Origin of the sequence: Marinobacter maritimus (assembly GCF_007671675.1) — a bacterium.
Taxonomy (GTDB): domain Bacteria; phylum Pseudomonadota; class Gammaproteobacteria; order Pseudomonadales; family Oleiphilaceae; genus Marinobacter; species Marinobacter maritimus.
Map to the genome: position 1 here is coordinate 292,817 of NZ_VCGW01000001.1, position 24,653 is coordinate 317,469.

Annotated in this window: 27 protein-coding genes and 1 pseudogene; 15 read left to right on the top strand and 13 right to left on the bottom strand. The window is 55.1% G+C overall.

All coding sequences use genetic code 11. From position 1 onward, the window contains the following. Window positions 1-8 precede the first annotated feature (8 nt). Window positions 9-848, top strand: a complete 840-nt coding sequence (locus FFI90_RS01340; RefSeq protein WP_144775807.1) for a carbon-nitrogen hydrolase family protein — start codon at window positions 9-11, stop codon at window positions 846-848. A gap of 9 nt (window positions 849-857) precedes the next feature. Here the strand turns inward: FFI90_RS01340 and yjgA are convergent, their stop codons facing one another. The 12 genes and pseudogenes from yjgA to FFI90_RS01400 all read right to left on the bottom strand — a co-directional run bounded on the left by yjgA (window position 858) and on the right by FFI90_RS01400 (window position 10,226). Beyond that, the gene (gene yjgA / locus FFI90_RS01345; RefSeq protein WP_144775809.1) at window positions 858-1,391 is read right to left on the bottom strand and encodes a ribosome biogenesis factor YjgA; all 534 of its coding nucleotides are present in this window, start codon (window positions 1,389-1,391) and stop codon (window positions 858-860) included. Between the two features lie 22 nt (window positions 1,392-1,413). Continuing rightward, window positions 1,414-2,775 carry a magnesium transporter gene (gene mgtE / locus FFI90_RS01350; protein WP_144775811.1) on the bottom strand — a complete coding sequence of 454 codons (1,362 nt, stop codon included), beginning with the start codon at window positions 2,773-2,775 and terminating at the stop codon, window positions 1,414-1,416. Between the two features lie 94 nt (window positions 2,776-2,869). Beyond that, a complete protein-coding gene (locus tag FFI90_RS01355; protein WP_144775813.1) occupies window positions 2,870-3,139 on the bottom strand; it encodes an HPr family phosphocarrier protein in 270 nt (89 codons plus the stop codon). Between the two features lie 6 nt (window positions 3,140-3,145). Beyond that, complete coding sequence (gene rapZ, locus FFI90_RS01360) at window positions 3,146-4,030, bottom strand: RNase adapter RapZ (RefSeq protein WP_144775815.1); 885 nt, start codon at window positions 4,028-4,030, stop codon at window positions 3,146-3,148. Between the two features lie 29 nt (window positions 4,031-4,059). Beyond that, entirely contained in the window at window positions 4,060-4,530 is a 471-nt protein-coding gene (gene ptsN, locus FFI90_RS01365; protein ID WP_144775817.1) for a PTS IIA-like nitrogen regulatory protein PtsN, read from the bottom strand. Between the two features lie 86 nt (window positions 4,531-4,616). Further along, window positions 4,617-4,925 (bottom strand): ribosome hibernation promoting factor, encoded by a 309-nt coding sequence (gene hpf, locus FFI90_RS01370; protein WP_144775819.1) that lies wholly within the window; start codon window positions 4,923-4,925, stop codon window positions 4,617-4,619. A 105-nt stretch (window positions 4,926-5,030) separates the two neighbouring features. Next, window positions 5,031-6,555 (bottom strand): annotated as a pseudogene (locus FFI90_RS01375) (RNA polymerase factor sigma-54). Between the two features lie 180 nt (window positions 6,556-6,735). After that, the gene (gene lptB / locus FFI90_RS01380) at window positions 6,736-7,461 is read right to left on the bottom strand and encodes an LPS export ABC transporter ATP-binding protein (RefSeq protein ID WP_144775821.1); all 726 of its coding nucleotides are present in this window, start codon (window positions 7,459-7,461) and stop codon (window positions 6,736-6,738) included. Window positions 7,462-7,527: 66 nt separating this feature from the next. Further along, window positions 7,528-8,064, bottom strand: coding sequence for a lipopolysaccharide transport periplasmic protein LptA (gene lptA, locus FFI90_RS01385; RefSeq protein ID WP_144775822.1), 537 nt, complete (start codon window positions 8,062-8,064; stop codon window positions 7,528-7,530). Further along, window positions 8,048-8,668 carry an LPS export ABC transporter periplasmic protein LptC gene (gene lptC / locus FFI90_RS01390; RefSeq protein WP_144775824.1) on the bottom strand — a complete coding sequence of 207 codons (621 nt, stop codon included), beginning with the start codon at window positions 8,666-8,668 and terminating at the stop codon, window positions 8,048-8,050. The genes lptA and lptC overlap by 17 nt, the downstream gene beginning before the upstream one ends. A 2-nt stretch (window positions 8,669-8,670) precedes the next feature. After that, the gene (locus FFI90_RS01395) at window positions 8,671-9,237 is read right to left on the bottom strand and encodes a KdsC family phosphatase (protein ID WP_425463071.1); all 567 of its coding nucleotides are present in this window, start codon (window positions 9,235-9,237) and stop codon (window positions 8,671-8,673) included. Window positions 9,238-9,245: 8 nt separating this feature from the next. Further along, on the bottom strand, window positions 9,246-10,226 hold the full coding sequence (locus tag FFI90_RS01400; protein ID WP_144775826.1) for a KpsF/GutQ family sugar-phosphate isomerase: 981 nt from the start codon (window positions 10,224-10,226) through the stop codon (window positions 9,246-9,248). A 274-nt stretch (window positions 10,227-10,500) separates the two neighbouring features. Here FFI90_RS01400 and FFI90_RS01405 point away from each other — a divergent pair, with 274 nt between their 5' ends. From FFI90_RS01405 to FFI90_RS01455, 11 genes are all read left to right on the top strand, one after another. Continuing rightward, entirely contained in the window at window positions 10,501-11,313 is an 813-nt protein-coding gene (locus FFI90_RS01405; RefSeq protein WP_144775828.1) for an ABC transporter ATP-binding protein, read from the top strand. Beyond that, window positions 11,310-12,092, top strand: coding sequence for a lipid asymmetry maintenance ABC transporter permease subunit MlaE (gene mlaE / locus FFI90_RS01410; RefSeq protein ID WP_144775830.1), 783 nt, complete (start codon window positions 11,310-11,312; stop codon window positions 12,090-12,092). The genes FFI90_RS01405 and mlaE overlap by 4 nt, the downstream gene beginning before the upstream one ends. A 34-nt stretch (window positions 12,093-12,126) precedes the next feature. Then, a complete protein-coding gene (gene mlaD / locus FFI90_RS01415; RefSeq protein ID WP_144775832.1) occupies window positions 12,127-12,576 on the top strand; it encodes an outer membrane lipid asymmetry maintenance protein MlaD in 450 nt (149 codons plus the stop codon). A 73-nt stretch (window positions 12,577-12,649) separates the two neighbouring features. After that, window positions 12,650-13,261, top strand: coding sequence for an MlaC/ttg2D family ABC transporter substrate-binding protein (locus tag FFI90_RS01420; RefSeq protein ID WP_144777174.1), 612 nt, complete (start codon window positions 12,650-12,652; stop codon window positions 13,259-13,261). Continuing rightward, a complete protein-coding gene (locus FFI90_RS01425) occupies window positions 13,258-13,581 on the top strand; it encodes an STAS domain-containing protein (protein WP_144775834.1) in 324 nt (107 codons plus the stop codon). Before FFI90_RS01420 ends, FFI90_RS01425 begins: the two co-directional genes overlap by 4 nt. Window positions 13,582-13,606: 25 nt before the next feature. Beyond that, window positions 13,607-13,843: a BolA family protein gene (locus FFI90_RS01430; protein ID WP_144775835.1), complete on the top strand. Its 237-nt coding sequence runs from the start codon at window positions 13,607-13,609 to the stop codon at window positions 13,841-13,843. 197 nt (window positions 13,844-14,040) lie between these two features. After that, on the top strand, window positions 14,041-15,303 hold the full coding sequence (gene murA / locus FFI90_RS01435; RefSeq protein WP_144775837.1) for a UDP-N-acetylglucosamine 1-carboxyvinyltransferase: 1,263 nt from the start codon (window positions 14,041-14,043) through the stop codon (window positions 15,301-15,303). Window positions 15,304-15,332: 29 nt separating this feature from the next. Continuing rightward, window positions 15,333-15,971: an ATP phosphoribosyltransferase gene (gene hisG / locus FFI90_RS01440; RefSeq protein WP_144775839.1), complete on the top strand. Its 639-nt coding sequence runs from the start codon at window positions 15,333-15,335 to the stop codon at window positions 15,969-15,971. A 29-nt stretch (window positions 15,972-16,000) separates the two neighbouring features. Beyond that, entirely contained in the window at window positions 16,001-17,311 is a 1,311-nt protein-coding gene (gene hisD, locus FFI90_RS01445; protein ID WP_144775841.1) for a histidinol dehydrogenase, read from the top strand. Continuing rightward, entirely contained in the window at window positions 17,304-18,356 is a 1,053-nt protein-coding gene (gene hisC, locus FFI90_RS01450; RefSeq protein WP_144775843.1) for a histidinol-phosphate transaminase, read from the top strand. Before hisD ends, hisC begins: the two co-directional genes overlap by 8 nt. A 168-nt stretch (window positions 18,357-18,524) precedes the next feature. Beyond that, on the top strand, window positions 18,525-19,268 hold the full coding sequence (locus tag FFI90_RS01455; protein ID WP_144775845.1) for a Nif3-like dinuclear metal center hexameric protein: 744 nt from the start codon (window positions 18,525-18,527) through the stop codon (window positions 19,266-19,268). Here FFI90_RS01455 and FFI90_RS01460 read toward each other — a convergent pair whose 3' ends face one another. Then, complete coding sequence (locus FFI90_RS01460; protein WP_144775847.1) at window positions 19,269-19,697, bottom strand: Z-ring associated ZapG family protein; 429 nt, start codon at window positions 19,695-19,697, stop codon at window positions 19,269-19,271. It lies immediately after the preceding gene. 206 nt (window positions 19,698-19,903) lie between these two features. Here FFI90_RS01460 and zapE point away from each other — a divergent pair, with 206 nt between their 5' ends. From zapE to FFI90_RS01475, 3 genes are all read left to right on the top strand, one after another. Next, complete coding sequence (gene zapE / locus FFI90_RS01465) at window positions 19,904-21,025, top strand: cell division protein ZapE (RefSeq protein ID WP_425463082.1); 1,122 nt, start codon at window positions 19,904-19,906, stop codon at window positions 21,023-21,025. A 258-nt stretch (window positions 21,026-21,283) separates the two neighbouring features. Next, entirely contained in the window at window positions 21,284-23,128 is a 1,845-nt protein-coding gene (locus FFI90_RS01470) for a DUF1302 domain-containing protein (RefSeq protein WP_144775851.1), read from the top strand. 33 nt (window positions 23,129-23,161) lie between these two features. Then, a complete protein-coding gene (locus FFI90_RS01475; RefSeq protein ID WP_144775853.1) occupies window positions 23,162-24,523 on the top strand; it encodes a DUF1329 domain-containing protein in 1,362 nt (453 codons plus the stop codon). Window positions 24,524-24,653 lie beyond the last annotated feature (130 nt).

Consider the following 24,653-nt stretch of genomic DNA (forward strand, 5'->3'; position numbering starts at 1 on the left):
GGGTGCCTATGAGTAGTCCGGTTTCCAGTCGCGTTGCGGCTATCCAGATGGTAACTACGCACAATATGTCGGCGAACCTGGCGAAAGCTGAAAAGCTGTTGGCTCAGGCGGCACGAGACGGCGCATCTGTGGCCGTTTTGCCGGAGAATTTTGCCCTGTTGGCGACAGGCAAGATGATCGCCTGTGGTCAGCGCGAAGCGGGACCAGACCCTGTTATTCGCACTTTTCTTTCAGAGCAGGCCCGCCGTAACAAACTATGGGTAGTGGGCGGCTCTCTTCCTATGGCGACGCGCCCCGACGGAGCCCTGGTTGACGGGCGAGTACGGGCTACCTGCCTGGTATTTGATGATAAGGGCGCGGAAGTAGGACGTTACGATAAAATACACCTGTTCGATGCAGTGGTAGACGATGCCCATGGCCAATACCGCGAATCAGATACCTTCGAATCAGGCCGTCAGGTGGTCACAGTGGATACGCCGGCGGGTAAACTGGGCCTTGCCATCTGTTACGACCTGCGATTTCCTGAGCTCTTTCGGGCACTTCGGGAGCAGGGCGCGGAGTGGGTGTGTCTGCCCAGTGCGTTTACCTGGCAAACAGGCAATGCACACTGGCACCCCTTGATTCGTGCCCGGGCTATTGAAAACCAGATATGGGTGGTCGCACCGGCACAGGGCGGTCAGCACAGCTCACAGCGGACCACCTGGGGGCACAGCCTTATCTGTGACCCATGGGGTAAAGTGGTTGCCGAGATCGACGAAGGCCCCGGTGTTGTTACTGCAGAGTTGAATCTGGAGCTTATGGAGCAAACCCGTTCCCGGATGCCGGTGTGGGAGCATCGACGGCTTTAGGCCTGAGTTTTACGCCTCGGCTTCGTCAACGCACTCCCGCAGATAACGGAACAGTTTTCGGGTCTGACCGGTGTTGTTCTGCTTTTCCACATCGCGGCGCGCGTTGCGAACCAGGTTGCGCAAGTGCTGTATATCAGCGCCAGGGCAATAATTGAAGAACTCACCGGCCACCGAATCCCCTTCTGCAATCATACGGTCACGCCAGCGCTCCGCCAGGTGGTGACGGCGAGTGTGTTCCTCGCTTCCTGAATCAAAAGCATCGATAGCTCGCTGCACTGCTTCCGGATCGTCTTCTTGCCGGATGATCTTGCCGATGTACTGCAAGTGGCGCCGTTTGGCTTCGTTTTGGCGAATCCTGCGGGATTCCTCAATGGCGCTTCTAAGAGTATCGCTGATGGTCAGCGTATCAAGCTGCTCGTTGCTCAGCTCTGTCATTCGCTTGCCAATGTTCTGGAGCGCGTGCATATCCCGCTTGAGCTGGGATTTGCTGGGGCCGGAATATTGCGGGGCCTCATCTTGGTTGTCTTGGTCGTTGTCGATCATTGTTCCTTCCAGGTTTTTCGGGTCAGGCGTAGAAGAGGGCGGCAAGGCCGAGAAATGATGTGAAGCCCACCACGTCGGTGACGGTTGTCAGTATAACGCTGCCTGCCAGTGCCGGGTCTATGTTGCGGGATTTCAGGAACAGCGGCAGTACTGTGCCCACCAGCGCGGCGGCAACCAGGTTGATCACCAGCGCGGCAGCAATGATCACTCCGATCATTATGTCCTGAAACCAGGCCATGGCGGCTATCGCGACCAACACTGCCCAGAGCAGGCCGTTTAGAATACCGGCAAGAAACTCCCGGTTCAGCAGCCAGCCCACGTTGGCGCCGCTGATCTGTCCCACGGCCATACCCCTGATTACCAGGGTCAAGGTCTGGCTGCCCGCGATGCCTCCCATGCTGGCCACAATAGGCATCAGTATCGCAAGGGCCACGACTTTGTCGATGGTGTCTTCGAACAAACCGATCACGCCAGACGCAATAAAAGCGGTGAGCAGATTAATGCCAAGCCACACAGCCCTGCGCCTGGTGGTTTTCCAGACCGGTGCAAAGGTGTCCTCGTCGTCGTCAAGGCCGGCCATGCTCATCAGTGAGTGGTCCGCGTCCTCGCGGATAACATCCACCACGTCATCGATGGTAATCCGGCCCAGCAGGCGCCCCTCGTCGTCCACTACGGGTGCAGAAATCAAATCGTAGCGCTCAAACAGGTGGGCTACTTTGGTGTCGGAGAGGGTGACGGGTATTGGTTCTATATCGGTATCCATGACCTCCCGCACGGTTGCCGTCTGGTTGGATACCAGCATTGTCGTAATAGGTAGCATGCCGATAAATTCGTCGCGGCGATTTACAACAATCAGGCTGTCGGTCATCGGCGGCAGAGCCCGGTGCCGGCGAAGGTATCGCAACACAACATCAATGCTGAGGTCCGGTCGCACGGTAATGGTGTCCGTGTTCATAAGGCCGCCAGCGGTGTCTTCCGGGTAGGAAAGCACCTCTTCGACCCGTTGCCGGTCCTGTTCGTCCATGGTGTCCAGAACTTCCTGGATCACCGTATCCGGTAACTGTTGCAGAAGGTCGGCGAGATCGTCGGACTCGAAGTCCTCGATGATGTCTGCCAGTTCCTGGGCGTTCAGCCGGCTCAGGTATTCGGCTCGGATGTCCTCGTTGAGGTACTGGAGAACATCGCCTTCCAGTTGTTTGTCGACCAGATTCCAGAGCAGGGCCCGCTGACGCGGTGGCGAAGATTCGAGCAGGTGAGCGATATCACTGGGGCTCAGACCGCCATTGAGAATTCGTGCGACCTGTTTCAGGGCGCCACTGTCCAGCGCTTCGCTCAGTGAGCGTAAACGCTGGCGGGCCTGGCTTTTCTCCGGAATCTCGGACATGAATCACCTGCAGTCAGAAAACGCCTGCATTATAGCGGAGTTAGGCGGTGCACGTGAGAAAGAGTTGCGGGGATGTGCTGTAAAAAATGGCGGCTTATTCGCCTTCGCCGAAATAGTCGTTGATCAGCGTGACCAAGGCTTCAATAGCTTCCTGCTCACCCTGGCCATCCGCCACAAGCTCCACTTCTGTGCCTTTACTGGCAGCGAGCATCATCACCTGCATGATGTTTTTTGCATCCACCTCACGACCCTTGCCGCAGACCCTCACGGAGCAAGGGAACGCCGATGCGGTGGCAACCAGTTTGGCTGTGGCCCGGGCATGCAGGCCAAGTTTATTGATAATAACAATCGGCTGGCGTATCACGCTGTATCAGGCCTCATCAGGGGCCTGCAAATGCGGCAACTCGGCATGACGTACCTGGGCATTGCTGCTGTGCTCCCGGAAATGCCGTCCCAGTTGCTCGCAGATATAAACCGAGCGGTGCTGGCCGCCGGTGCATCCAATGGAAATGGTCATGTAGCTGCGATTGCTGTCTGCAAAAGAGGGAATCCAGTTTTCCAGGAACGCAATAAGGTCGTTTACCATTTTCCGGCTTGCAGGCTCTTTCTCAAGAAACTCGATAACCGGCTGGTCAAGGCCGGTAAATTTGCGCAGGCTGGTGTCCCAGTAGGGGTTGGGCAGGCAGCGAACATCAAACACGTAATCGGAATCCAGTGGTACGCCGTGTTTGAAACCGAAAGACTGGAAAAGCAGGGCCAGTTCCTGCTCTTTCCGGCCGGCCACACGCTGTTTCACCATATCCCGGAGTTCGTACATCGACAGCCCTTTGGTGTTGATGTAGAGGTCCGAGAGCTTGGAAAGAGGTTCGAGCAGGCTCTTTTCGTTGTTGATGGCCTCTTTGAGAGAGGTTTTGTCATCACTCAACGGATGCTTGCGCCGGGTGGCGTGGAAACGCTGCAGCAAGGACTGCTCATCGGCATCCAGAAAGATGATCTCTACCTGAATCTCGTCTCTGCGAAGTTTGCGGTAGATCTCCTCAAAATTAGCTAGCTCCCCGGAGAGGTTGCGGGCATCAATGCTGACCGCCATTTTGTCGAGCCGTCCCGGTGCGCTCTGGTTGGCGGCTTCCCGGGTGAGCGGGAACAGAAGCCCGATTGGCAGGTTATCAATACAGTAGTATCCGAGGTCTTCCAGTACGTGAAGAGCGGTACTCTTGCCGGAGCCGGACCGGCCACTGACGATGATCAGCTTCATGATGAAACAGCCTGTTACCAGAGTGGATATCAGCCGCTTACGGCGGTCATGCGTTGGTAAAGCGTATCCGCATCTTCGCACTGCCTGATGTGGTCGCAGAAGGTGCGGTCATTAAATTTTTCGGCGAGCTGGCTGAGCAATTCAAGGTGCTCGCTGGTGGCTTCTTTAGGCACAACAAGCGCAAACACAAGATCCACCGGCTGGTTGTCAATAGCGTCAAACTCGACCGCTTCTTCCAGAGTCATCAGAACGCCAATCACGTGTTCCAGCCCTTCCAGACGACAGTGAGGGATGGCGATCCCTTGGCCAATTCCCGTGCTGCCCAGCCGCTCGCGAGCGATCAGGTTGTTGAAGATCTGGCTTTCGCTGAGTGAATCATTGTGCTGACGGATCTGCTCGGCAATGAACTCCAAAGCCCGCTTTTTACTTGATGCGGGTACCTTACACAGGGTCAGTTCCGGTGCAAGAATGTTGTCTATCGTCAGGGATGTGTCGCTCATGAATCGACCGCGCTTCCGTTTAAAAAAAGCTGCGGCACGTTGTCCGCGCCGCAGCCTGATTAGATGACATGCCTGAAAACTACCGCCTAGCGGGCGGTGTTCCCCTGCATCCTGTCCAGACTCTTCTCTTTGTGCTTGAGGATCTGTCGGTCAAGCTTGTCGACGAGGCCGTCGATCGCTGCGTACATGTCCTCGTTTTCCGCCTTTGCGTGAATCTCACCACCCACCACGTGGAGCGTAGCATCCGCGATCTGACGAACCTTATCGACTTCCAGGGTTACCTGGCAGTTACTGATGTGGTCGAAGTGCCGCTCCAGTCGTTCAAATTTCTCGGATACATAATCCTTCAGGGCGGGAGTCAGTTCTACGTGATGGCCTGAAATGTTGAGTTGCATAGACGTCTCCTGTTGTCATCCGTTCCAGCTCCGGGGAGCCGGCCTGAGTGCGGGCGCTTGTGGCTGCGCCTGCGAAATTCTTGTGAACCGTTAAACTGTGCCGATTTAAACCAGGCGTTTACGTTCGTTCGAGGGCGGAATGTGCATCGCCTCGCGGTACTTGGCAACCGTGCGCCGCGCCACGTTAATTCCTTGTTCGCCCAGCATGGCCGCAATCTTGCTGTCACTCAACGGCTTTTTCGGTGTTTCGGCCGCAATCAGCTTTTTGATCATTGCTCGGATCGCCGTGGAAGAACATTCGCCGCCCTCGTCGGTACTGACGTGGCTGGAGAAAAAGTACTTCAGTTCAAAAATGCCCCGGGGCGTGTGCATGTATTTCTGCGTGGTTACGCGGGAAATGGTGGATTCATGCATTTCCACAATCTGGGCAATATCCGAGAGGATCAGCGGTTTCATCGCTTCTTCCCCGTAATCGAGAAAACCCTGCTGATATTCAACGATACGAGTGGCAACCTTCAGCAGTGTTTCGTTACGGCTTTGCAGGCTCTTTATGAACCACTTCGCTTCCTGGAGCTGGTCGCGGAGGTAAGTGTTATCAGCACTGCTATCGGCGCGCTTTATTAATGAAGCATAGCTGGCATTCACGCGTATGCGCGGAGCAATTTCCGGATTCAGTTCCACGCGCCAGCGGCCGTTGTGTTTGCGGACGATGACATCGGGAATGACGTAATCGGGTTCCGTGCGATCAATGATGTCACCAGGCCGCGGGTTGAGGCTGGTGATCAGCGCCAGAACGTCGCGCAGTTGTTCCTCTTTAAGGCGGCTGCGACGAAGCAGCTGGGCATAATCGCGATTGCCCAGCAGGTTTATGTAATGGGTGATAACCAGGCGCGCCTGGGCCAGCCAGGGGGTGTCCGGGGGCATCTGGTTTAGCTGGATCAACAGGCAATCCTGAAGGTCCCGGGCGAAAACACCCGGTGGATCGAAGTATTGTAGCCGGCGTAAAACAGCTTCTACCTCATCCATCTCAAGGGGATCTTCATCGGTCTCGTCGGTCAGGCCTGCGTATATCTCGTCAAGAGAACTGGTGAGGTACCCGCGCTCGTCTACGGCATCCATCAATGCGTGGGCAATGGCCTGGTCCCGCTCACTCAGAGGTGTGAGATTAAGCTGCCACTCAAGGTGATCCCTGAGAGTTTCGGCCGGTGAATTCCGGGTCTCGAAATCGTGGTCGTTCTCGTCGTCATTCCGCGCGGCCGGAGCAGGGGCGGACTGGTAAACGTCTTCCCAGGCTGTATCAACGGGAAGATCATCGGGAAGCGTATCCGGGATTTCGTTTTCAGACTGCCAGTCCGGGCCGGTTTCACTCTCATCCCAGTCGGTGCTGGCAGCGTCAGCAGTCGTATCAGTCGTGTTATCGCCAGAGATATCAGCAGTGCTGTCGTCGGGGGGCGCTATCCTGACTCTGGTCATCATCGTCTGACGTTTCCAGCAGGGGATTGGATTCCAGTGCTTGCTGGATTTCCTGCTGAAGGTCGAGGGTTGATAACTGCAGAAGCCTGATCGCCTGTTGCAGCTGGGGCGTCATTGTCAGGCTCTGACCCAGCTTTAATTGTAATGAGGCTTTCATAACCATCGCTCAGGATCCGTCACTCATACCCGTTCTGAATTTCTTGCGCCAGCTAAAAAATCTTTGTACGGCGGCTACTTGCCGCCACTCAAGAACGCCCTAGCAAGTTCTTTGCCGAGTTTACTTGCTCCGGGTCAGCAAAACAATCTAACGGGGTTACCCCGGTGTTGAAAACAGGGTTTACAGGCGAAATTCGTTGCCAAGATAAACTTCTTTGACCTGTTGGTTGGCCAGAATGGATTCCGAGTTTCCGGAAGCGATAATGTGGCCACCGGATACGATGTACGCGTTCTCGCAGATATCCAGCGTTTCGCGCACGTTGTGATCGGTGATCAGAACACCGATGCCCTTGTCGCGGAGATGGCGGATAATCTGTTTGATATCACTGACGGAGATAGGATCTACACCGGCAAACGGCTCGTCCAGCAGAATGAAGGCAGGTTCCATTGCCAGAGCGCGGGCAATTTCAACCCGGCGGCGTTCGCCCCCGGAAAGCGCCATGCCCAAGCTGTCGCGAATATGGGTAATGTGGAACTCTTCCAGCAGTTGCTCGAGTTTGCTCAGACGCTCAGCACGGCTGAGTTTCTTGCGGGTTTCCAGAATCGCCATGATGTTGTCCCGCACCGAGAGCTTGCGGAATACCGAGGCTTCCTGCGGCAGGTAGCCGATGCCTTTACGGGCGCGCCCGTGCATGGGTAATGGCGTAATGTCCTGACTGTCGATGGTTATGCGGCCGTTGTCGGCGTTCACCAGACCCACGATCATGTAGAAACAAGTGGTTTTGCCGGCACCGTTTGGCCCGAGCAGGCCGACGATTTCACCGCTGCGAATTTCCAGCGAGACATCGATGACCACTTTTTTCTGCTTGTAGCTTTTTGCCAGGTTACTTGCTCTGAGAACTGCCATCGGATCCCTGTTTACCGTAATCTGCTGTTAATTGCCGGAGTTGCTGCTGATTGCTGTTGCTCTTGGCTAGTCGCTGTTGTTGATAGTGCCACTGCCTGGCTGGATAACCATCTCAACTCGTCCCGGGCCAGAGCCGGTATCCTCGCTTCCCTCAGCCGTGACGACACGTTGTTCGGTATCATAATGAATGATGTCTCCGCGGAACACGTTGCCGTTCTGCTCAATCTCCGCCTCTCGCTCAAAGGTGAGCCGCTTGTCTGAGGCCGACCAGGTGATGTTCAGGGCTCTGGCGTCGGTTTCACCTTCGCCGCTGGTAACTGGCTGCTGGTAGCGGGCGGGTGAGCCATTTGCTTCAATGCGGTTGAGACCGTCGGCGCTGCGGTACAGCACGACCCGTTCCGCCGTCAGGCGGGTTTTACCCTGAATCAGTTCAACCGCTCCTGTGTATGTCGCAATGCCCTTGCCGTCGTCCAGGCGGGCGCTGTCGGCGCTAACGGTGATCGGTTTATCGGAGTTAAGGTCAAAGGCCACCGCCGGAGCAGCAAGGCCTACTGCCAGAATGGTGGCCAGAAGCCTGAGCGTGGGTTTACTTAACGGTTTCATAGCGTCCTTCCACCTGGGAGTTGAGTTCCAGAATGCGTTCATTGATCCACGCTTTCATACCCTTTGCCCGGGTAGTACCAACGCTGTCGACAATGACCACCGGATCATCGGTATAGACGATGCCCTGATCATTATCCAAGGTCAGGCTTTCAGTATTCAGCGTTGCTGTCCGGTCACCAATGGTCCGCACTACACGAACATTGCCGGTAAGGTCCAGCAGGTCCTGATTTCGAAGCAGGCTGCCATTATCGGCTTCGAGAATCCAGGGCTCGGGATCGGTTGCGCTGAATAGCTCTGCGTTGGGCGACTTCATGGTCGCCAGGTTTTCGTCTTCAAACTGTTCGATACGAGGGCTTGTGAAAACGATCTTGCGCTGGCCTGTTTCATCGTAAGAGGTATAGTTGCCGTTGACCACAAAGCCATCGGGTTCGGCATCACCCCGCAGTTGCCTTGCGTCGCTATAACTGGTCATTGGCGACTCGTCACTTTGCCACAGCAGGAAAACTGCAGCCACAATTGTGGTCGCAAGCGCCAACATACGAAGCCGGGGCCTGTTTGCCATGGCCAGTGCGGAAAGCAGGCTGGTCTTTTTGCTCGTTGCCATGGTTATGATTCCAGGTAAGGCATCAGGGTTGCGCTGAGGTGATTTCCTGCTGTCAGCAGCAAATCACAAAGTTCGCGTACAGCGCCGCTGCCACCGTTAACAAGGGTGCAGTAATCCGCGTGCTCCCGCACCAGCCAGTATCCGTTCGGCACCGTAACTCCGAGGCCTGCGTAGCGAATGGCGGGCAGGTCCGGCAAGTCGTCGCCCATATAGGCGATAGCTTCCGGAAGAATGTCCAGTTTGTCCACCAGCTCCTGCAAAGCGACTTTCTTGTCTTCCCGTCCTTGCATCAGATGGGGAATCCCCAGGTCTCCCATGCGTTTTTCAGTCAGTGGTGAACTGCGGCCAGTGATCACGGCTATCGTAATGCCTGCGGCCATAATCTGCTTCAGGCCCAGGCCGTCCAGAATGTTGAAGCCTTTCAGTTCATCGCCTTTGGCGCTGAAGTAGATCTTGCCATCGCTCATGATGCCATCAACATCCAGGGCAACAAGCTTGATGCGCGCAGCTTTAGCCAGCAGGGCTTCTGGCCAGGCTTCCTGAAGAGGGCTTTTCAGTTCTCCCATCATGTTGCCTCTTAAATGACGCCCGCGCGGAGCAGGTCGTGCATGTTGATGGCGCCCACGAGAGCGCCGTTCCCGTCGGTAACCGGGAGTGCGCTGATCTTGAGGCCTTCCATAACGTTGAGAGCTTCCGCAGCCAGCTGGTCCGGCTGAATGGTTCGTCCATTGCGTGTCATCACATCCCGTATTGGGGTGGTGTGCACATCAATGGACTTGTCCAGGGTGCGACGCAGGTCGCCGTCTGTGAAAATGCCAGTCATCGCGCCGGAAGCGTTCACGACGGTGGTCATGCCCAGCCCTTTGCGGGATATCTCGAGCAAAGCACCGCTCAGAGTGGTGCCTTCATCTACCATGGGTATGCGGTCACCGGTATGCATGATGTCGGATACGCGCAGCAGGAGTTTACGGCCCAGGCTGCCGCCGGGATGCGAAAACGCAAAATCCTCTGCGCTGAAGCCCCGGGCTTCCAGCAAGGCCACCGCCAGGGCGTCGCCCATCACCAGCGTTGCGGTTGTGCTGGATGTCGGCGCCAGGCCGAGCGGGCAAGCCTCCGTTTCAACGCTGACGTCCAGGTTCGCAACCGCTTCTTTCGCCAGAGTGGAAGTTGGATTGCCGGTCATGCTGATCAACGGCGCACCCATGCGTTTGATAAGTGGCAAAATGGTAACCACTTCGCTGGTATTACCGCTGTTCGAAATGGCAATAACCACATCCTGGCTGGTAATCATACCCATATCGCCGTGGCTGGCTTCCCCGGGATGAACAAAAAACGAAGGTGTTCCGGTGCTGGCCAGAGTAGCGGCAATTTTGTGGCCAATGTGACCGGATTTGCCCATGCCGGTCACTACAACCCGGCCTCTGCATGCCATGATGACTTCACATGCACGTATAAAGTGATCATCAATGCGGTTTTCCAGGGCGCTTATTGCATCGCGTTCAATGCGAATGGCCTGGAGTGCGGGGTTCCGGAAGTCGTATGTTTTTTGCTCAGTCATCGGGCAAAGGGCCTGCTTTCTCGTTAAGGTACGGGATTGCGATATAGTTGGCGAAGTATAACATTTCCCGTGACCAGCGCCGCCTGGTTACGGCAAGTTCATTGGAACGATCAGCCAATTTGATCATTGCTATCAATTCATTTTGGGTACCACTGATTGAGCTTGAGGGCTCCTTGGCATAATGTAGCCGCTCTTTGAGAGCCAAGTGGTGTGCCTTGAAGAGCTGAACGCAAGGGGCCGAAAGCTAAAGGCTATGGGCTGAAAGGTAAGGAATATGGGTTTGAGCTCGTACATTTCATTGAAGGATGTTGTATTTTCCCGCTCTGGTCGCCGTATTTTTAATGGCGTTTCCGTAGAGATTCCCCGTGGCAAAATTACCGCCATTATGGGTCCCAGCGGCACCGGGAAAACCACCTTGTTGCGCCTGATCGGCGGCCAGCTTCGGCAAGACTCTGGCAGTGTCATGGTGGATGGTCACTCGATTTCTGACCTTCGCCGCAAGGAGCTTTACAAATTCCGGGAAAAAATGGGCATGCTGTTTCAGAGCGGTGCATTGTTTACCGATTTGAGCGTATACGAGAACGTGGCGTTCCCGATGCGCGTGCACACCAAACTGCCGGAAGATATGATTCACGACATCGTGTTGATGAAGCTGGAAGCGGTTGGCTTGCGCGGCGCCCGCAAACTCATGCCGTCGGAGCTTTCCGGCGGCATGAACAGGCGCGTGGCCCTGGCCCGCAGTATCGCTCTGGACCCGGAGCTGATTATGTACGATGAGCCCTTTGCTGGGCAGGACCCGATTGGCATGGGCGTGCTGGTGAAGCTGATTCGCGATCTCAACAGTTCCATGGGGCTCACCAGCGTTCTGGTATCCCACGACGTTAAAGAATCCCTGAGCATCTGCCACTACGCCTGCATCCTCGCGGATGGAAAAGTGATTGGAGCAGGTACTCCCGCCGAGTTGCAGGATCACCCGTCGGAGCAGGTGCAGCAATTTTTGAATGGGCATCCGGATGGCCCAGTGCCGTTCCATTACCCATCCTCGGCGGCTTCTGAGGACTTTGGTCTTTCTGGAGGTGTTTCTTGATCGACAGAATCGCTTCCTTCGGGCGCAGCGGGGCAGATCTCATTATTTCCCTCGGGCGCGCCGGGCGTTTTCTCGCTGGCGTGCTGTCAGGCGTTCCGCGCCCGGCAACCGGTTTTCCGCTTTTGATGAAACAGCTGTACTCGGTTGGAGTACTGTCGCTGGCGATCATAGTGGTTTCTGGTCTGTTTATCGGTATGGTGCTGGGCCTTCAGGGCTATACCATTCTTAGCGATTTTGGCTCCGAAGCGGCTATTGGGCAGATGATTGCGCTCACCCTGGTGCGCGAGCTCGGGCCTGTGGTGACCGCATTGCTGTTTGCCGGGCGCGCAGGTTCTGCGTTGACCGCTGAAATCGGCCTGATGAAGGCGACCGAGCAGCTCTCCAGTATGGAAATGATGGGCGTGGACCCCCTGCGCCGGGTTATTGCGCCCAGACTCTGGGCGGGCTTTATAGCCATGCCCGTGCTGGCCATCATTTTTTCGATGGTGGGTATCTGGGGCGGTATGCTGGTAGGCGTGGAGTGGCTCGGTGTATTTGAAGGTTCCTACTGGGGCAACATGCAGGCCTCTGTGGACTTCTGGGACGACGTAGTAAACGGCGTGATCAAAAGTGTGGTCTTCGGTTTTGTCTGCGCGTGGATTGCGGTTTACCAGGGCTACGATTGCGTGCCCACATCAGCGGGAATCAGCTCGGCCACCACGAAAACCGTGGTGTACTCTTCGCTGGCTGTGCTGGGACTGGATTTTGTGCTGACTGCCGTAATGTTCGGCAACTTCTGATTAACGATTGACGAGATAACACCGGGAGCCGGTAATGACACAAAGAACAACGGACATCACAGTTGGCCTGTTTATGCTTGCCGGATTGGCTGCACTGCTTTTTCTGGCGCTTCAGGTCAGCGGGCTGTCCCCCAAGTCGGCCCAAAGCACCTACACCATTTACGCGGATTTTAACGACACTGGTGGCATTACGCCCCGGGGCAGAGTTTCCATGGCGGGCGTGACGGTGGGCAGCATCGACTCCATCACCCTGAACAAGGAAACCTTCCAGGCGCGGGTTGCCATGTCCATTCATGGCGATGTGGATAATATTCCAGCCGATAGCGCTGCAGTAATACGTACATCCGGCCTACTGGGTGAGCAGTACATTGATATATCGATCGGCGGCGAAATGGACTCCCTCAAGCCGGGCGATACATTTTATTCCACCCAGTCCGCTATGAACATTGAGCGGTTGATCAGCAACTTTGCGTCTGGCAAGTAAGCCGGCTTTGCGACAGAACAGGAGAAACCACGTGATTGCTTTAACACAGCGATTTTTTCTCGCACTGACACTGATGGCATTATGCGTGGCATCGGTTCAGGCGGGCCCAGAAGACGAATTGCAGCGGTATGTGGATGAAAACACCCAGCGCCTGGTAGACCAACTCAATGCCGAGCGCGGGCTCTACGAGCGTGACCCGGAAGCCTTCTACCAGAGCATGGATGACGCGCTGGAAGGCTTTGTGGATTTTCGGAGGATTGCCGCCCGGGTAATGGGCCGCTATGCACGCCAGACAACACCTGAGCAGCGCGACGAGTTTGTAGTCCAGTTCAAACGCAGCCTGTTTGACAGCTACGCCCAGGCATTGGTGAGCGCTGAAGATTTCAAAATCAAGGTTAACGACGCCACCATTAACCCGCAGGACGACAACCGCGCCTCTGTGGCCATGGAGGTAATTACTGCCTCCGGCAATCGCCACTCAGTCACTTATTCCATGTACCGAAAGGAAGGCAGTAACTGGATGATGGAGAACGTGATTGTAGAAGGGGTCAACATCGGCCTTTCTTTCCGGGATCGTTTTACGCAGGAAATGGAAGCCAACCGAGGGCAGGTTCAGGTAGTGATTGACGGATGGAGCGATGCGGTAAAATCCCTCAACCTGGAAGAAGAAGTGGGCAAGTCATGAACGCGGAAGCACAGCTTCCGACGGCCGAGTTAAAAGAGGGCGTGCTCTCGGTCTCCGGCGCTATCGATGCCCACACAGTGATACCGCTGCGGGCTGAGGGCGAGCGACTGATCAAAACGGCCAGCGAGAACCTGAAAAGTCTGGTGGTTGATCTGTCAGGCTTGTCTACCACCCACAGTGCTGCTCTCTCCATGCTTCTGTGCTGGAGTCGGTTGGCTGAAAAACAGGGTGTTTCGCTGTCTTTCAGCGATGCGCCCGAGCGCCTCATTTCTCTTGCCGCTTTGAGCAACCTCGAGGATTGGTTACAATCCCGCCCCTGATTTCAAAAATACCTGAGGATTTACTATGGACGCCACCGAAGTCACCGAGCTGGTCAAAAAAGCACTGCCCGATTGTGAGGTGCAGGTAAAGATCGACGGTAACCATTATATGGTAGTGGTCATAGGTGAGGTTTTTGAAGGTCTGTCGAGCATCAAGCGGCAGCAACTGATCAACAAGGCGCTATTCCAGCAAATCATGGATGGCACTATTCACGCCCTTCACCCGAAACCGTTTACACCGGCTGAATGGGCCGCGCGTTAGTGTCCCGTCTGGCTAATTACTTAACCTACTGCGTAGCGCTGAGGGCTTTGATAGCCGCGTTGCGCCGTCTCGATTTGGAACCACCAAATCTTCGCCACCGCGCCTAGCTCTCAAAGCCCTCAGTGGCTCAGTAGGTTAAGTAATTAGCCAGACAGGACACTGGGGCTGAACCGCTCGCACACGACAGGATTACTATTGTGGACAAACTCTTGATCCGGGGCCGTAAGCCTCTGGACGGCGAAATCCGGATTTCCGGTGCAAAAAACGCTGCCCTTCCTATTCTTGCGGCAACGCTGCTGGCCGACGAACCGGTTACCGTAGGCAATCTGCCGCATCTGCACGATGTTACCACCATGATCGAGCTGCTTGGCCGCATGGGTGTGGAGCTGATGATTGATGAGAAAATGAGCGTGGAGATTCACGCCAACACCATCAAGCATTTCCACGCGCCATACGAGCTGGTCAAAACCATGCGTGCCTCCATTCTGGTACTTGGACCTCTGGTTGCGCACTTTGGTGAAGCAGAAGTATCTCTGCCCGGTGGCTGTGCCATTGGTAGCCGGCCGGTAAACCTTCATATTCAGGGCCTTGAGCAGATGGGCGCAGATATCAAGGTGGAAAACGGTTACATCCGGGCGAAAACCAACGGGCGCTTGAAGGGCGCGCACATCTTCATGGATGTGGTAACGGTAACCGGCACGGAAAACTTGTTGATGGCCGCAACGTTGGCGGATGGCAAAACCATCCTCGAAAATGCTGCCCGCGAGCCGGAAGTGGTGGATCTGGCCGAGTGCCTGATTGCCATGGGGGCCAAGATCACCGGGCACGGCACCTCAACCATTGAAATTGAAGGGGTTGAGCGCCTGCACGGTTGCCACTACAACGTGTTGCCAGACCGTATCGAAACTGGCACGTATCTGGTGGCGGCAGCTGCGACCGGCGGCCGTGTAAAACTGAAAGATACCCGCGCGGACCTTCTCGACGCCGTGCTGCTCAAGCTGGAAGAAGCCGGCGCCCATATCACCTCTGGTCCTGACTGGATTGAGCTGGATATGAAAGGTCAGCGCCCAAAAGCGGTCAATATTCGTACGGCACCTTACCCGGCTTTCCCGACGGATATGCAAGCCCAGTTCGCCGCCATGAATGCTGTGGCAGAGGGTACTGGCACGATTATCGAGACGGTGTTCGAGAATCGCTTTATGCACCTGCAGGAACTGACTCGCATGGGTGCCGATATCACCCTGGAAGGAAATGCCGCGATTATTAAAGGCGTTGACCATCTGACCGGTGCGCCAGTGATGGCAACCGACTTGCGTGCCTCCGCGAGCCTGGTCATTGCAGGTTTGATGGCAGACGGCGATACCATTATCGATCGTATCTACCACATCGATCGTGGCTATGAGTGTATTGAAGAGAAACTGCAGCTGCTTGGTGGAAGTATTCGCCGCCTGCCAGCGTGACCGACACAAACGGGATACCGGAAGGACGCATGACAGATTCCATCACCATCGCTTTGTCGAAGGGGCGAATCCTGGAAGAAACCCTGCCGCTGCTGGCAGAAGCCGGGATTGAACTGGTCGACGATATCAAGAAATCCCGCAAGCTGGTGTTTCCCACCACGGATCCGAGTGTGCGCGTGCTCATTCTCCGCGCGACCGACGTGCCTACCTACGTGCAGTATGGCGGTGCCGATTTGGGCGTTACGGGTAAAGACGTGTTGATGGAACATGGCGGGGAAGGCCTCTACGAGCCTCTGGATCTTAACATCGCTCGCTGCCGTCTGATGACCGCTGGCCCCAAAGGTGAAGCGCCGCCGGTAGGGCGTATTCGTGTAGCCACCAAGTTCGTGAACATGGCTCGCCGCTATTACGCTGCGCAAGGGCGGCAGGCCGATATCATCAAGCTTTACGGCGCGATGGAGTTGGCGCCGATTCTTGGTTTGGCCGACGAGATTGTCGATATTGTGGATACTGGTAATACGCTGAAGGCCAATGGTCTGGAAGCGCGGGAGTTGATCGACCATATCAGCACCAGATTGGTGGTGAATCGTGCCTCTATGAAGATGAAACACGAGCAGATTAACCCCATCATTGAGAAGATGGCGGCTGCCGTCGAAAAACGCAGATAGAGTTTGTAATCCAAAGCAGGATTTGAGAAATGACCGTTAGCATCAAACGATTGAACGCTTCCCAAAGTGACTTTGACAGTGAGCTGGCTACGTTGCTGGCTTGGGATGACAGTGTTGATCATCAGGTGAACGAATCGGTGCGTCATATCCTGCATGAAGTGAAAACCCGCGGTGATCAGGCGGTTTTGGAGTTCACGGAAAAGTTTGATCGGCTGAACGTGGACAGTGTTGCAGAGCTGGAGATGAGCCCGAGCCGTTTGCAGCAGGCTCTGAAAGCAATCCCGGAAGATCAGCGCGTGGCGTTGGAACAGGCTGCGGACCGGGTTCGGGATTACCACGAACGGCAGAACCAGAAATCCTGGCAGTACCTAGACGAAGACGGCACTGTGCTGGGCCAAAAGGTAACGCCGCTGGATCGCGCAGGGCTTTATGTTCCCGGCGGCAAGGCGGCCTATCCATCGTCTGTTCTGATGAACGCGATTCCTGCGAAAGTAGCCGGTGTGAGAGAAGTTATTATGGTGGTTCCCACTCCGGATGGCGTGGTGAACGATCTGGTACTGGCCGCAGCAGCCATCGCGGGTGTTGATCGTGTATTCACCGTGGGTGGCGCACAGGCCGTTGGTGCTCTGGCCTACGGCACAGAAACCATTCCATCTGTAGACAAAATCGTCGGTCCCGGCAACATCTTCGTTGCCACCGCCAAGCGTGAAGTCTTTGGCACCGTCGGCATCGACATGATCGCCGGCCCTTCGGAAATCCTGGTGATCTGCGACGGCAAAACCGACCCGGACTGGATCGCCATGGACCTGTTCTCCCAGGCCGAGCACGACGAACAGGCCCAGTCCATCTTGGTCAGTCCGGACGCAGACTTCCTTGATGCGGTTGAAGCCAGCATCAACAAACTGCTGCCCACCATGGAGCGCGCCGACATTATCCGCACCTCCATGACCGATCGCGCAGCCCTGATTCACGTTGCCGACCTCAGCGAAGCCGCCAGAGTATCCAATCGCATAGCTCCGGAACACCTGGAACTATCCGTGGAGGATCCGGAAGCCCTACTGGAAGAAATCCGCCATGCGGGCGCTATCTTCATGGGCCGCTACACAGCCGAAGCCTTAGGCGATTACTGCGCTGGACCAAATCACGTATTGCCCACAAGCGGAACAGCCCGGTTCTCATCTCCGTTGGGTGTCTACGACTTCCAGAAACGCTCCTCAATTATCGGGTTCAGCGCTAAGGGCGCCGACCGAATGGGGCGTGTCGCTTCTGTTCTGGCAAGGGGTGAGGGGCTGACGGCTCACGCTCGTTCAGCTGAATACAGGATTAAAAACGATGAGTAAATTCTGGAGTCCTTTGGTCAGCAGCCTGGTTCCTTATGTACCAGGCGAACAGCCCAAAATGGCTAATCTGGTAAAGCTGAACACCAACGAAAACCCCTTCGGCCCTTCACCAAAAGTCATCGAAGCCATACAGGCCGAACTCAATGACAGCCTGCGCCTCTACCCGGATCCGGAAGGCGAAAGCCTGCGCCAGGCCATTGCCGGATATCACAGCGTAACGCGCGAGCAAGTATTCCTGGGCAACGGCTCCGACGAAGTTCTGGCCCACATTTTTTACGCCCTGTTCCAGCACGGCCAGCCCGTTCTCTTTCCGGATGTCACCTACAGCTTCTATCCGGTGTACTGCGGCCTCTACAAGATAGAAGGCAGAACTGTACCCCTCACAGACAGCTTCGAGATCAACCCGGAAGACTACAAACAACCCAACGGCGGAATCATCTTCCCCAACCCCAACGCGCCCACCGGCCGTTACCTCGGGCTCGAGCACGTAGAAGCAATCTTGCAGGCCAACCCGGAGCGCGTGGTCGTGGTGGACGAGGCCTACGTGGATTTTGGTGGCGAATCTGCCATCAAGCTCGTCGACATATATCCCAACTTGCTGGTCAGCCAGACGCTGTCCAAAGCCCGTTCATTGGCGGGCCTGCGCGTTGGCTTCGCCATCGGTCATCCGGATCTGATCGAAGCTCTGAACCGGGTTAAAAACAGCTTCAACAGCTATCCTTTGGACAGGCTTGCCCTGGCTGGCGCAAAAGCCGCTTACGAAGACGAAGCCTGGTTCCAGAAGTCCTGCAAAGGTGTGATATCCGAACGCGAACGCGTGACGAAAAGTCTGGAAGGCCTGAGCTTTGAAGTTTTACCTTCTAAAGCGAACTTCGTGTTCGCCCGTCACAGGGCGAAGTCTGGTGAAAGTCTGGCAAAAGCTCTGAGGGAGCAAGGCATCATTGTTCGCCACTTCAACAAGCCCAGAATTAGCGACTTCCTGAGAATAACCATTGGCACTCCTGAACAGAACAATTCACTGATTTCAGGCCTTAACTCCCTGTAAACGAGAAAAGTTCGATAGAGGCCGGCAGGGAAGGGTCTTCCGGGAATGTCGGAGGCCATGGATGGCCGGAGTCAAGCGCACACGGATGTGCTTGTAGCGGTTCCCGGAAGACCTTTCCCTGCCGGCCGGTAACTCCAGAGTCCAGGTCAAAACAGGAGGAGAAAGCACATGGCAAATCGTGACAGCATTCTCGCGAAACTCAATGAATGGCTCCAGCCTGAGAACTTTCAAGACTACTGTCCAAATGGTCTGCAAGTTGAAGGCAAGCGCGACGTTAATATCATCGTCACCGGCGTAACCGCCTCCCGCGCACTGATCGAAGCTGCCATCGCCGCAAACGCAGACATGCTAATTGTTCACCACGGATACTTCTGGAAAGGCGAAGACCAGCGCATTCAAGGCATGAAGCGTGAACGCCTCAAGCGCCTGCTGGATAACGACATCAACCTCGTCGCCTACCATCTGCCGCTGGATGATCACCCGGAATACGGCAACAACCGGCAGCTTGCAGATATCCTCGATGTCAGGAACCCGCGACCGTTAAACGGGCTGGTCTGGGAGGGAGAGCTTCAGGAAGCAATGAGCCGTGAGAAGTTCGGGTTGCACATTGCCAGAGCGCTCCACCGCGAACCGTTAATCGTTGGCGACGGCAAAGCAGATATCAAACGGGTAGGGTGGTGTACCGGGGCGGCGCAAGGGTTTATCAACACCGCGATTGATGCAGGCCTCGATGCCTACATCAGCGGCGAAATCTCCGAACCGACAACCCACACCGCCAGAGAGTGTGGCATTCATTATTACGCCGCCGGGCACCACGCGACCGAGCGCTACGGTGTAAAAGCGCTCGGTGCAGCGTTAGAAAAGGGATTTGGTATCAGTCATCGGTTTATCGATTGCGATAATCCAGTCTGATCAAGCCTGCGTTGCTTTCTCGCCCTTTTTTAAACCGAAGTCTTCAGAAAGCGTGCCCGAAGTCTTGGGGGCGTAATCCCGGGGTGGCTCAGCGCCATCCTCGCTGACTTCCTCCAGGCGCTTGCGGGATGTTTGCTCAGCAAGTTCGGCCATCCAGTCCTCATCGTTGCACAGGCGATTCGCACCGCGAGCCATATGCTGGTTCACATCGCGGTACGCGTCATTGAATTGGCGCAACAAATGGGCTGACTCCATAAAATGCTCGTTCACCTGGGCCTGATAACGGGTGTACTCGTTGCGCAGTTCTTCTGCCTGTTGCTCCGCACGGCGTTGCCGGAGCGTGGATCCTTGCCCCGAGCGGCCAACAATCGCTCCGATGACAATGCCAACAATCAGTGCGGCAATCGCTGCCAGAATCAGGTTTGTCATATGCTGTGTCGTCCTGTTGCCGAAAAAATGAACCAAACTATGTGAGTCAGTATAACGCTCGCAGCCTCATCAGCCCATGCTTGAGTGCTGCGCCAATCGTCGTATTGCCCAGCCGCTGTTCAGCATGGCGAAAAAACCGGAAATACGCGATAATTCGCCGCCCAAAATCAACGATCAGACCCCGGGATTTCCTGATGACAGCTTCTATGCCTTCTGAAACGCCTGCGCACCAGACGCCATGGCAGCGCTACCAAACGGATCTTGAGCGCTCGGACTTTCTCAAGGATGCCGCTCAGGCTGATGCTGTGCAACGCCTTCAGACACTTTACGACAAACTGGTGGAAGCGGAAAGCGAACGCGGCAAAGCAATGGCCAAATTGCGGCGCAAGTTAAGAAAGGGCAGGGAAGAGCCAGTCAAAGGCCTTTATTTCTGGGGTGGTGTTGGCCGTGGCAAAACCTATCTTATGGACACGTTCTTCGAGTCCTTGCCGTTCAAGCGCAAGATGCGCGTGCACTTTCATCGTTTTATGCAACGGGTTCACCAGGAGCTGAAAAACTTCAAAGGCGAAAAGAATCCGCTGGATCTTGTGGCTAAAAAGTTTGCCGATGAAACCCGCGTGATCTGCTTCGACGAATTTTTTGTGTCCGATATTGGCGACGCCATGATTCTCGCAACTCTCATGGGTGGCCTGTTCAAGCGTGGCGTCACTTTGGTGTGCACTTCCAACATAGTGCCCGACGGCCTCTATAAAGATGGCCTGCAGCGGGCGCGCTTCTTGCCGGCCATCGCGCTCGTAAAGAAATACACCGATGTGGTGAACGTTGATGGCGGCGTTGATTACCGCCTGCGGACTCTGGAGCAGGCGGAGCTCTACCACTCGCCCCTGGACGAAGAAGCCGATGCCAGCCTGCGCAGTAGTTTTGATGCTCTGGCAGTTGAGGCGGGTAAACACAGCAAGTCCATGGAGATCAACGGACGCAAGATTCCCGCGCAGGCCCACGCTGATGATGTGGTCTGGTTTGATTTCAAAGACGTGTGCGACGGCCCCCGTAGCCAGAACGACTACATTGAGTTGGCTCGCCAATTCCACGCGATCATTGTCAGTAATGTCCCCGTCCTCGGCGGTGAAAAAGACGATCAGTCGCGCCGATTCGTAAATATGATAGACGAGTTCTACGATCGCAATGTGAAGGTTATTATTTCAGCGGCGGCTCCGATAACAGAACTATACTCCGGCGGGCGTCTGAGCTTTGAATTTGAACGCACCGAATCGCGTCTTCTGGAAATGCAGTCCCAGGAATATCTGGAGGCTCCACACAAGCCATAGCTGGAGCAAAAAACGATCAAAAGCAAAGTGGTTGCATCCAGAATTGTTGTCTATAGTGAACGCAGTACGAAGAAACCCGGCGTCGATCGGGGTGGTGAGCGGGTGGTGAGGGCAAAATCATACTTTTGACTGATCAAAGCACTGGACAGCGTTAGCTATAGTGCCTAGATCACGAGCACTGTGCATGAAGCCTCCTATACATCGTGAACACCAATAATCAGAGCAGCGACTCAGAACAACAAATGGAGTAGCCTTCCAATGACAAGAAAAATCCATCAATGGCAGCGTTGGACAAAATTACCGCTCGCCGTGGCAGTGGCGGCCGGTATGTCTGGTCAAGCATCTGCTTATTCTTTTTACCTCGGGGATGTAGAAACCCAGTTTAACACCACGCTGTCCGCCGGTGTCGGCTGGAGGGTTTCTGAGCGCGACAAACGCCTGATTGCGCAGGGCAACCTTGGTCCGCAGTTTGCCAACACCACCACAGGTGCGTCGACGAACAACTACGACGATGGCAACCTGAACTTCGATAAAGGCGATACCTACTCCAAGATCGTTAAAGGCAACAGCGAGCTGTTCCTGAACTACGATGTGAACAGCGATACCCTGACTCGTGTGGGTGCGCTGGTTCGAGGTCGCTACTGGTATGATTTTGAACTCAAAGACGAGAACCGCGCTGTCGATTACGTGGGGCAGCAACGGGAACTGAACAGCGAGGCGAAAGCTAATGCGTCGGGTGGTGAAATCCTTGACGCATACGTGTTCACTGATTGGTACCTTGGTAATGTCCCCCTGAGCGTTCGCTATGGCAAGCAGGTCGTCAGTTGGGGCGAGAGTACCTTTATTCAGGGTGGTATAAACACAATCAACCCTGTTGACGTGCCAGCATTTCGTGCTCCAGGTTCCGAGCTTAAAGATGCTCTGTTACCAGTTGAAATGCTCTACATGTCGGCGGGTGTCACGGAAAATATATCGATTGAGGCGTTTGTGCAAACAGACTGGGCACCCGTTCGCCCGGATGATTGCGGCACTTTCTTCTCCACCAACGACTTTGCCTCCGATGGTTGTGGACCTGTACTACTTGCGGGCCAGTTGCCGGATTCCCAGGCTCAGGCCCAGGGTTTCATAGCGCCGCGCCTTGGAGATGTTGAAGCAGATTCGAAAGATCAGTTCGGGGTTGCAATGCGCTGGTATGTTCCTGCGTTGAACGATTCCGAGCTTGGCTTTTATTACATCAAGTATAATAGCCGCTTACCCTATGTGAGTGGCACCATCAAGGACGGAAGTAGCCCGTTCCCATCGTACTTCATAGAGTACCCCGAAAATATCGATCTTTATGGTATCAGCATCAACACCAACACCCCGGGTGGCTGGTCTTTGGGTGCAGAATACTCCTATCGTGACAATGTACCGCTGCAATGGAACGCTTTCGAGCTGATCTTCGGTGGTCTGCAGAAACGTGGTCCCAATGGAGAAGTACTGAGCAAACTCGAACAGCAGCGTCTGGAAGAGCTTGGAGCTATAGTACCGGGCTCGAAGGTTTCCGGTAATGACCGCTTTGGTGTATCTCAAGCTCAGTTTACGTTGATCAAGTTCTTCGACCAGGTAATGGGTGCAAGTCGCCTGTCTCTGATCACGGAGTTTGGTGCAACGTATGTTCATGATCTGCCAAGCCTCGATGAGGCCCGTTACGGTCGTTCAGGCACCTTCGGTATCGGCACTCTGCCTCTTGCCAATGGCGACCTGTGCAAAGGCGAGGGCGGTACGGCTGAAAACATCAATACTAGCTATTGCACCAATGACGGCTTCACCACAGACTTCTCCTGGGGCTACCGCTCCCGTCTGGTCTGGAACTACCAGAATGCCTTTGCAGGCATCAACCTGTCGCCGCAACTGGCGTGGAGTCATGATGTAAAAGGTTACAGCCCACAGCCGGGTGGCAATTTCAACGAGGGTAGCAAGGCTATCGGTCTATCCCTTGAAGCGGTTTACCAGAACAAGATTACAGGCAACATCGGTTACACGAACTTTTTCGGCGGCAAGCCGTATAATGAGTTGACTGATCGTGATTTCGTGAGTGCCAGCGTTTCCTACTCATTCTGAATCGCCAAGAATTCGTTTAACGAGGTAATTTAAATGAAACTAAACCAGAAATTACTGGCTACAGGCGTTTTGGCCGCGAGTCTTGTCGCAGGCCAGGCTTGGGGTGCAGTTTCTTCCGAAGAAGCCGCCAAACTCGGTGATTCCCTGACACCAATGGGCGCGGAAAAGGCCGGTAACGGCGGCGCTATTCCTGCCTGGACAGGTGGTTTGACAACGCCTCCTGCCGGCTATAAGGGAGACGGGATCTATGTGAACCCGTTCCCGAATGAGACGCCCCAGTTCACTATTGATCAGAGCAACGTTGCTGAATATGCAGACAAGCTGTCCCCCGGGCAGGTAGCAATGATCAAGCAATACCCGAACTACGTGCTTCCGGTTTACGAGACTCACCGTACAGCGGCTTACCCGAAAGACGTTATGGATGAAACGGTCAAGAATGCGACCGGTACAGAGCTGATCAAGGACGGCAACGGTCTGGGCAACTACCAGAATGCAACGCCATTCCCGATTCCGCAGAATGGTCTGGAAGCAATCTGGAACCACATTACGCGATATCGTGGTGGTTCCGTACAGCGCAACGTAGGTCAGGCAACGCCTACCGCCAACGGCGCCTACTCGATCGTGAAGTTTCAGGATGAGTTGACCTGGAGGACCTATCTGGAAGATTACAGCCCGGGTGAAGATGCCAACGTACTGTTCTATTTCAAGCAGGCCATCACCGCTCCGGCGCGTTTGGCTGGTAACGTGTTGCTGGTTCACGAGACCATCGATCAGGTTGCAGAACCACGTCGCGCCTGGGTATACAACGCTGGCCAGCGTCGTGTTCGCCGTGCACCTCAGGTTGCCTACGACGGACCGGGTACTGCGTCTGACGGCATGCGTACGTCAGATAACTTCGATATGTTCAACGGCGCACCAGACCGTTACAACTGGGAACTGGTTGGCAAGAAGGAAATGTACATTCCGTACAACTCCTACAAGCTGGTTGACCGGAGTGTGAGCTACGAGCAGATCATCAAGCCTGGCCATATCAATCAGGATCTGACCCGTTACGAGCTTCACCGTGTGTGGCACGTGCGCGCAACCCTGAAAGAGGGCGAGCGTCATATCTACGCCAAGCGTGACTTCTATATTGACGAAGACACCTGGCAGGCGTCGGTCATTGACCACTATGACGGCCGTGGTGAGCTCTGGCGTGTGGCAGAAGCCCACTCCATGCAGTTCTATGATCAGATCGTTCCCTGGTATGCGGTTGAAACCCTGTACGATCTATTGTCTGGCCGCTATCTGGTTCTGGGTCTGACAAACGAGGAAGTCGATCCGTATCAGTTTGGCGTCAAGCGCCAGTCCAGAGATTACACACCGGCTGCTTTGCGCAGGGCCGGAACCCGTTAAACGGGCGTGTTGATCTACATAAACGGCGGGCCTCGGCCCGCCGTTTATGTTTCTGTGATAAAAAACTGCCGCCAAAAAAACACCTTTCATGTCAAAACTTTGCAGCCAGCCCCTCAATTGGTTTAACCTC

Bases quoted from the DNA above. Each gene is read 5' to 3' on its own strand.
- FFI90_RS01340 (WP_144775807.1), top strand. From the start codon at position 9: ATGAGTAGTCCGGTTTCCAGTCGCGTTGCGGCTATCCAGATGGTAACT.
- yjgA (WP_144775809.1), bottom strand. From the start codon at position 1,391: ATGATCGACAACGACCAAGACAACCAAGATGAGGCCCCGCAATATTCC.
- mgtE (WP_144775811.1), bottom strand. From the start codon at position 2,775: ATGTCCGAGATTCCGGAGAAAAGCCAGGCCCGCCAGCGTTTACGCTCA.
- rapZ (WP_144775815.1), bottom strand. From the start codon at position 4,030: ATGAAGCTGATCATCGTCAGTGGCCGGTCCGGCTCCGGCAAGAGTACC.
- ptsN (WP_144775817.1), bottom strand. From the start codon at position 4,530: ATGAGCGACACATCCCTGACGATAGACAACATTCTTGCACCGGAACTG.
- hpf (WP_144775819.1), bottom strand. From the start codon at position 4,925: ATGCAACTCAACATTTCAGGCCATCACGTAGAACTGACTCCCGCCCTG.
- lptB (WP_144775821.1), bottom strand. From the start codon at position 7,461: ATGGCAGTTCTCAGAGCAAGTAACCTGGCAAAAAGCTACAAGCAGAAA.
- lptA (WP_144775822.1), bottom strand. From the start codon at position 8,064: ATGAAACCGTTAAGTAAACCCACGCTCAGGCTTCTGGCCACCATTCTG.
- lptC (WP_144775824.1), bottom strand. From the start codon at position 8,668: ATGGCAACGAGCAAAAAGACCAGCCTGCTTTCCGCACTGGCCATGGCA.
- FFI90_RS01395 (WP_425463071.1), bottom strand. From the start codon at position 9,237: ATGATGGGAGAACTGAAAAGCCCTCTTCAGGAAGCCTGGCCAGAAGCC.
- FFI90_RS01400 (WP_144775826.1), bottom strand. From the start codon at position 10,226: ATGACTGAGCAAAAAACATACGACTTCCGGAACCCCGCACTCCAGGCC.
- FFI90_RS01405 (WP_144775828.1), top strand. From the start codon at position 10,501: ATGGGTTTGAGCTCGTACATTTCATTGAAGGATGTTGTATTTTCCCGC.
- mlaD (WP_144775832.1), top strand. From the start codon at position 12,127: ATGACACAAAGAACAACGGACATCACAGTTGGCCTGTTTATGCTTGCC.
- FFI90_RS01420 (WP_144777174.1), top strand. From the start codon at position 12,650: ATGGCATTATGCGTGGCATCGGTTCAGGCGGGCCCAGAAGACGAATTG.
- FFI90_RS01425 (WP_144775834.1), top strand. From the start codon at position 13,258: ATGAACGCGGAAGCACAGCTTCCGACGGCCGAGTTAAAAGAGGGCGTG.
- FFI90_RS01430 (WP_144775835.1), top strand. From the start codon at position 13,607: ATGGACGCCACCGAAGTCACCGAGCTGGTCAAAAAAGCACTGCCCGAT.
- hisG (WP_144775839.1), top strand. From the start codon at position 15,333: ATGACAGATTCCATCACCATCGCTTTGTCGAAGGGGCGAATCCTGGAA.
- hisD (WP_144775841.1), top strand. From the start codon at position 16,001: ATGACCGTTAGCATCAAACGATTGAACGCTTCCCAAAGTGACTTTGAC.
- hisC (WP_144775843.1), top strand. From the start codon at position 17,304: ATGAGTAAATTCTGGAGTCCTTTGGTCAGCAGCCTGGTTCCTTATGTA.
- FFI90_RS01455 (WP_144775845.1), top strand. From the start codon at position 18,525: ATGGCAAATCGTGACAGCATTCTCGCGAAACTCAATGAATGGCTCCAG.
- FFI90_RS01460 (WP_144775847.1), bottom strand. From the start codon at position 19,697: ATGACAAACCTGATTCTGGCAGCGATTGCCGCACTGATTGTTGGCATT.
- zapE (WP_425463082.1), top strand. From the start codon at position 19,904: ATGCCTTCTGAAACGCCTGCGCACCAGACGCCATGGCAGCGCTACCAA.
- FFI90_RS01470 (WP_144775851.1), top strand. From the start codon at position 21,284: ATGACAAGAAAAATCCATCAATGGCAGCGTTGGACAAAATTACCGCTC.
- FFI90_RS01475 (WP_144775853.1), top strand. From the start codon at position 23,162: ATGAAACTAAACCAGAAATTACTGGCTACAGGCGTTTTGGCCGCGAGT.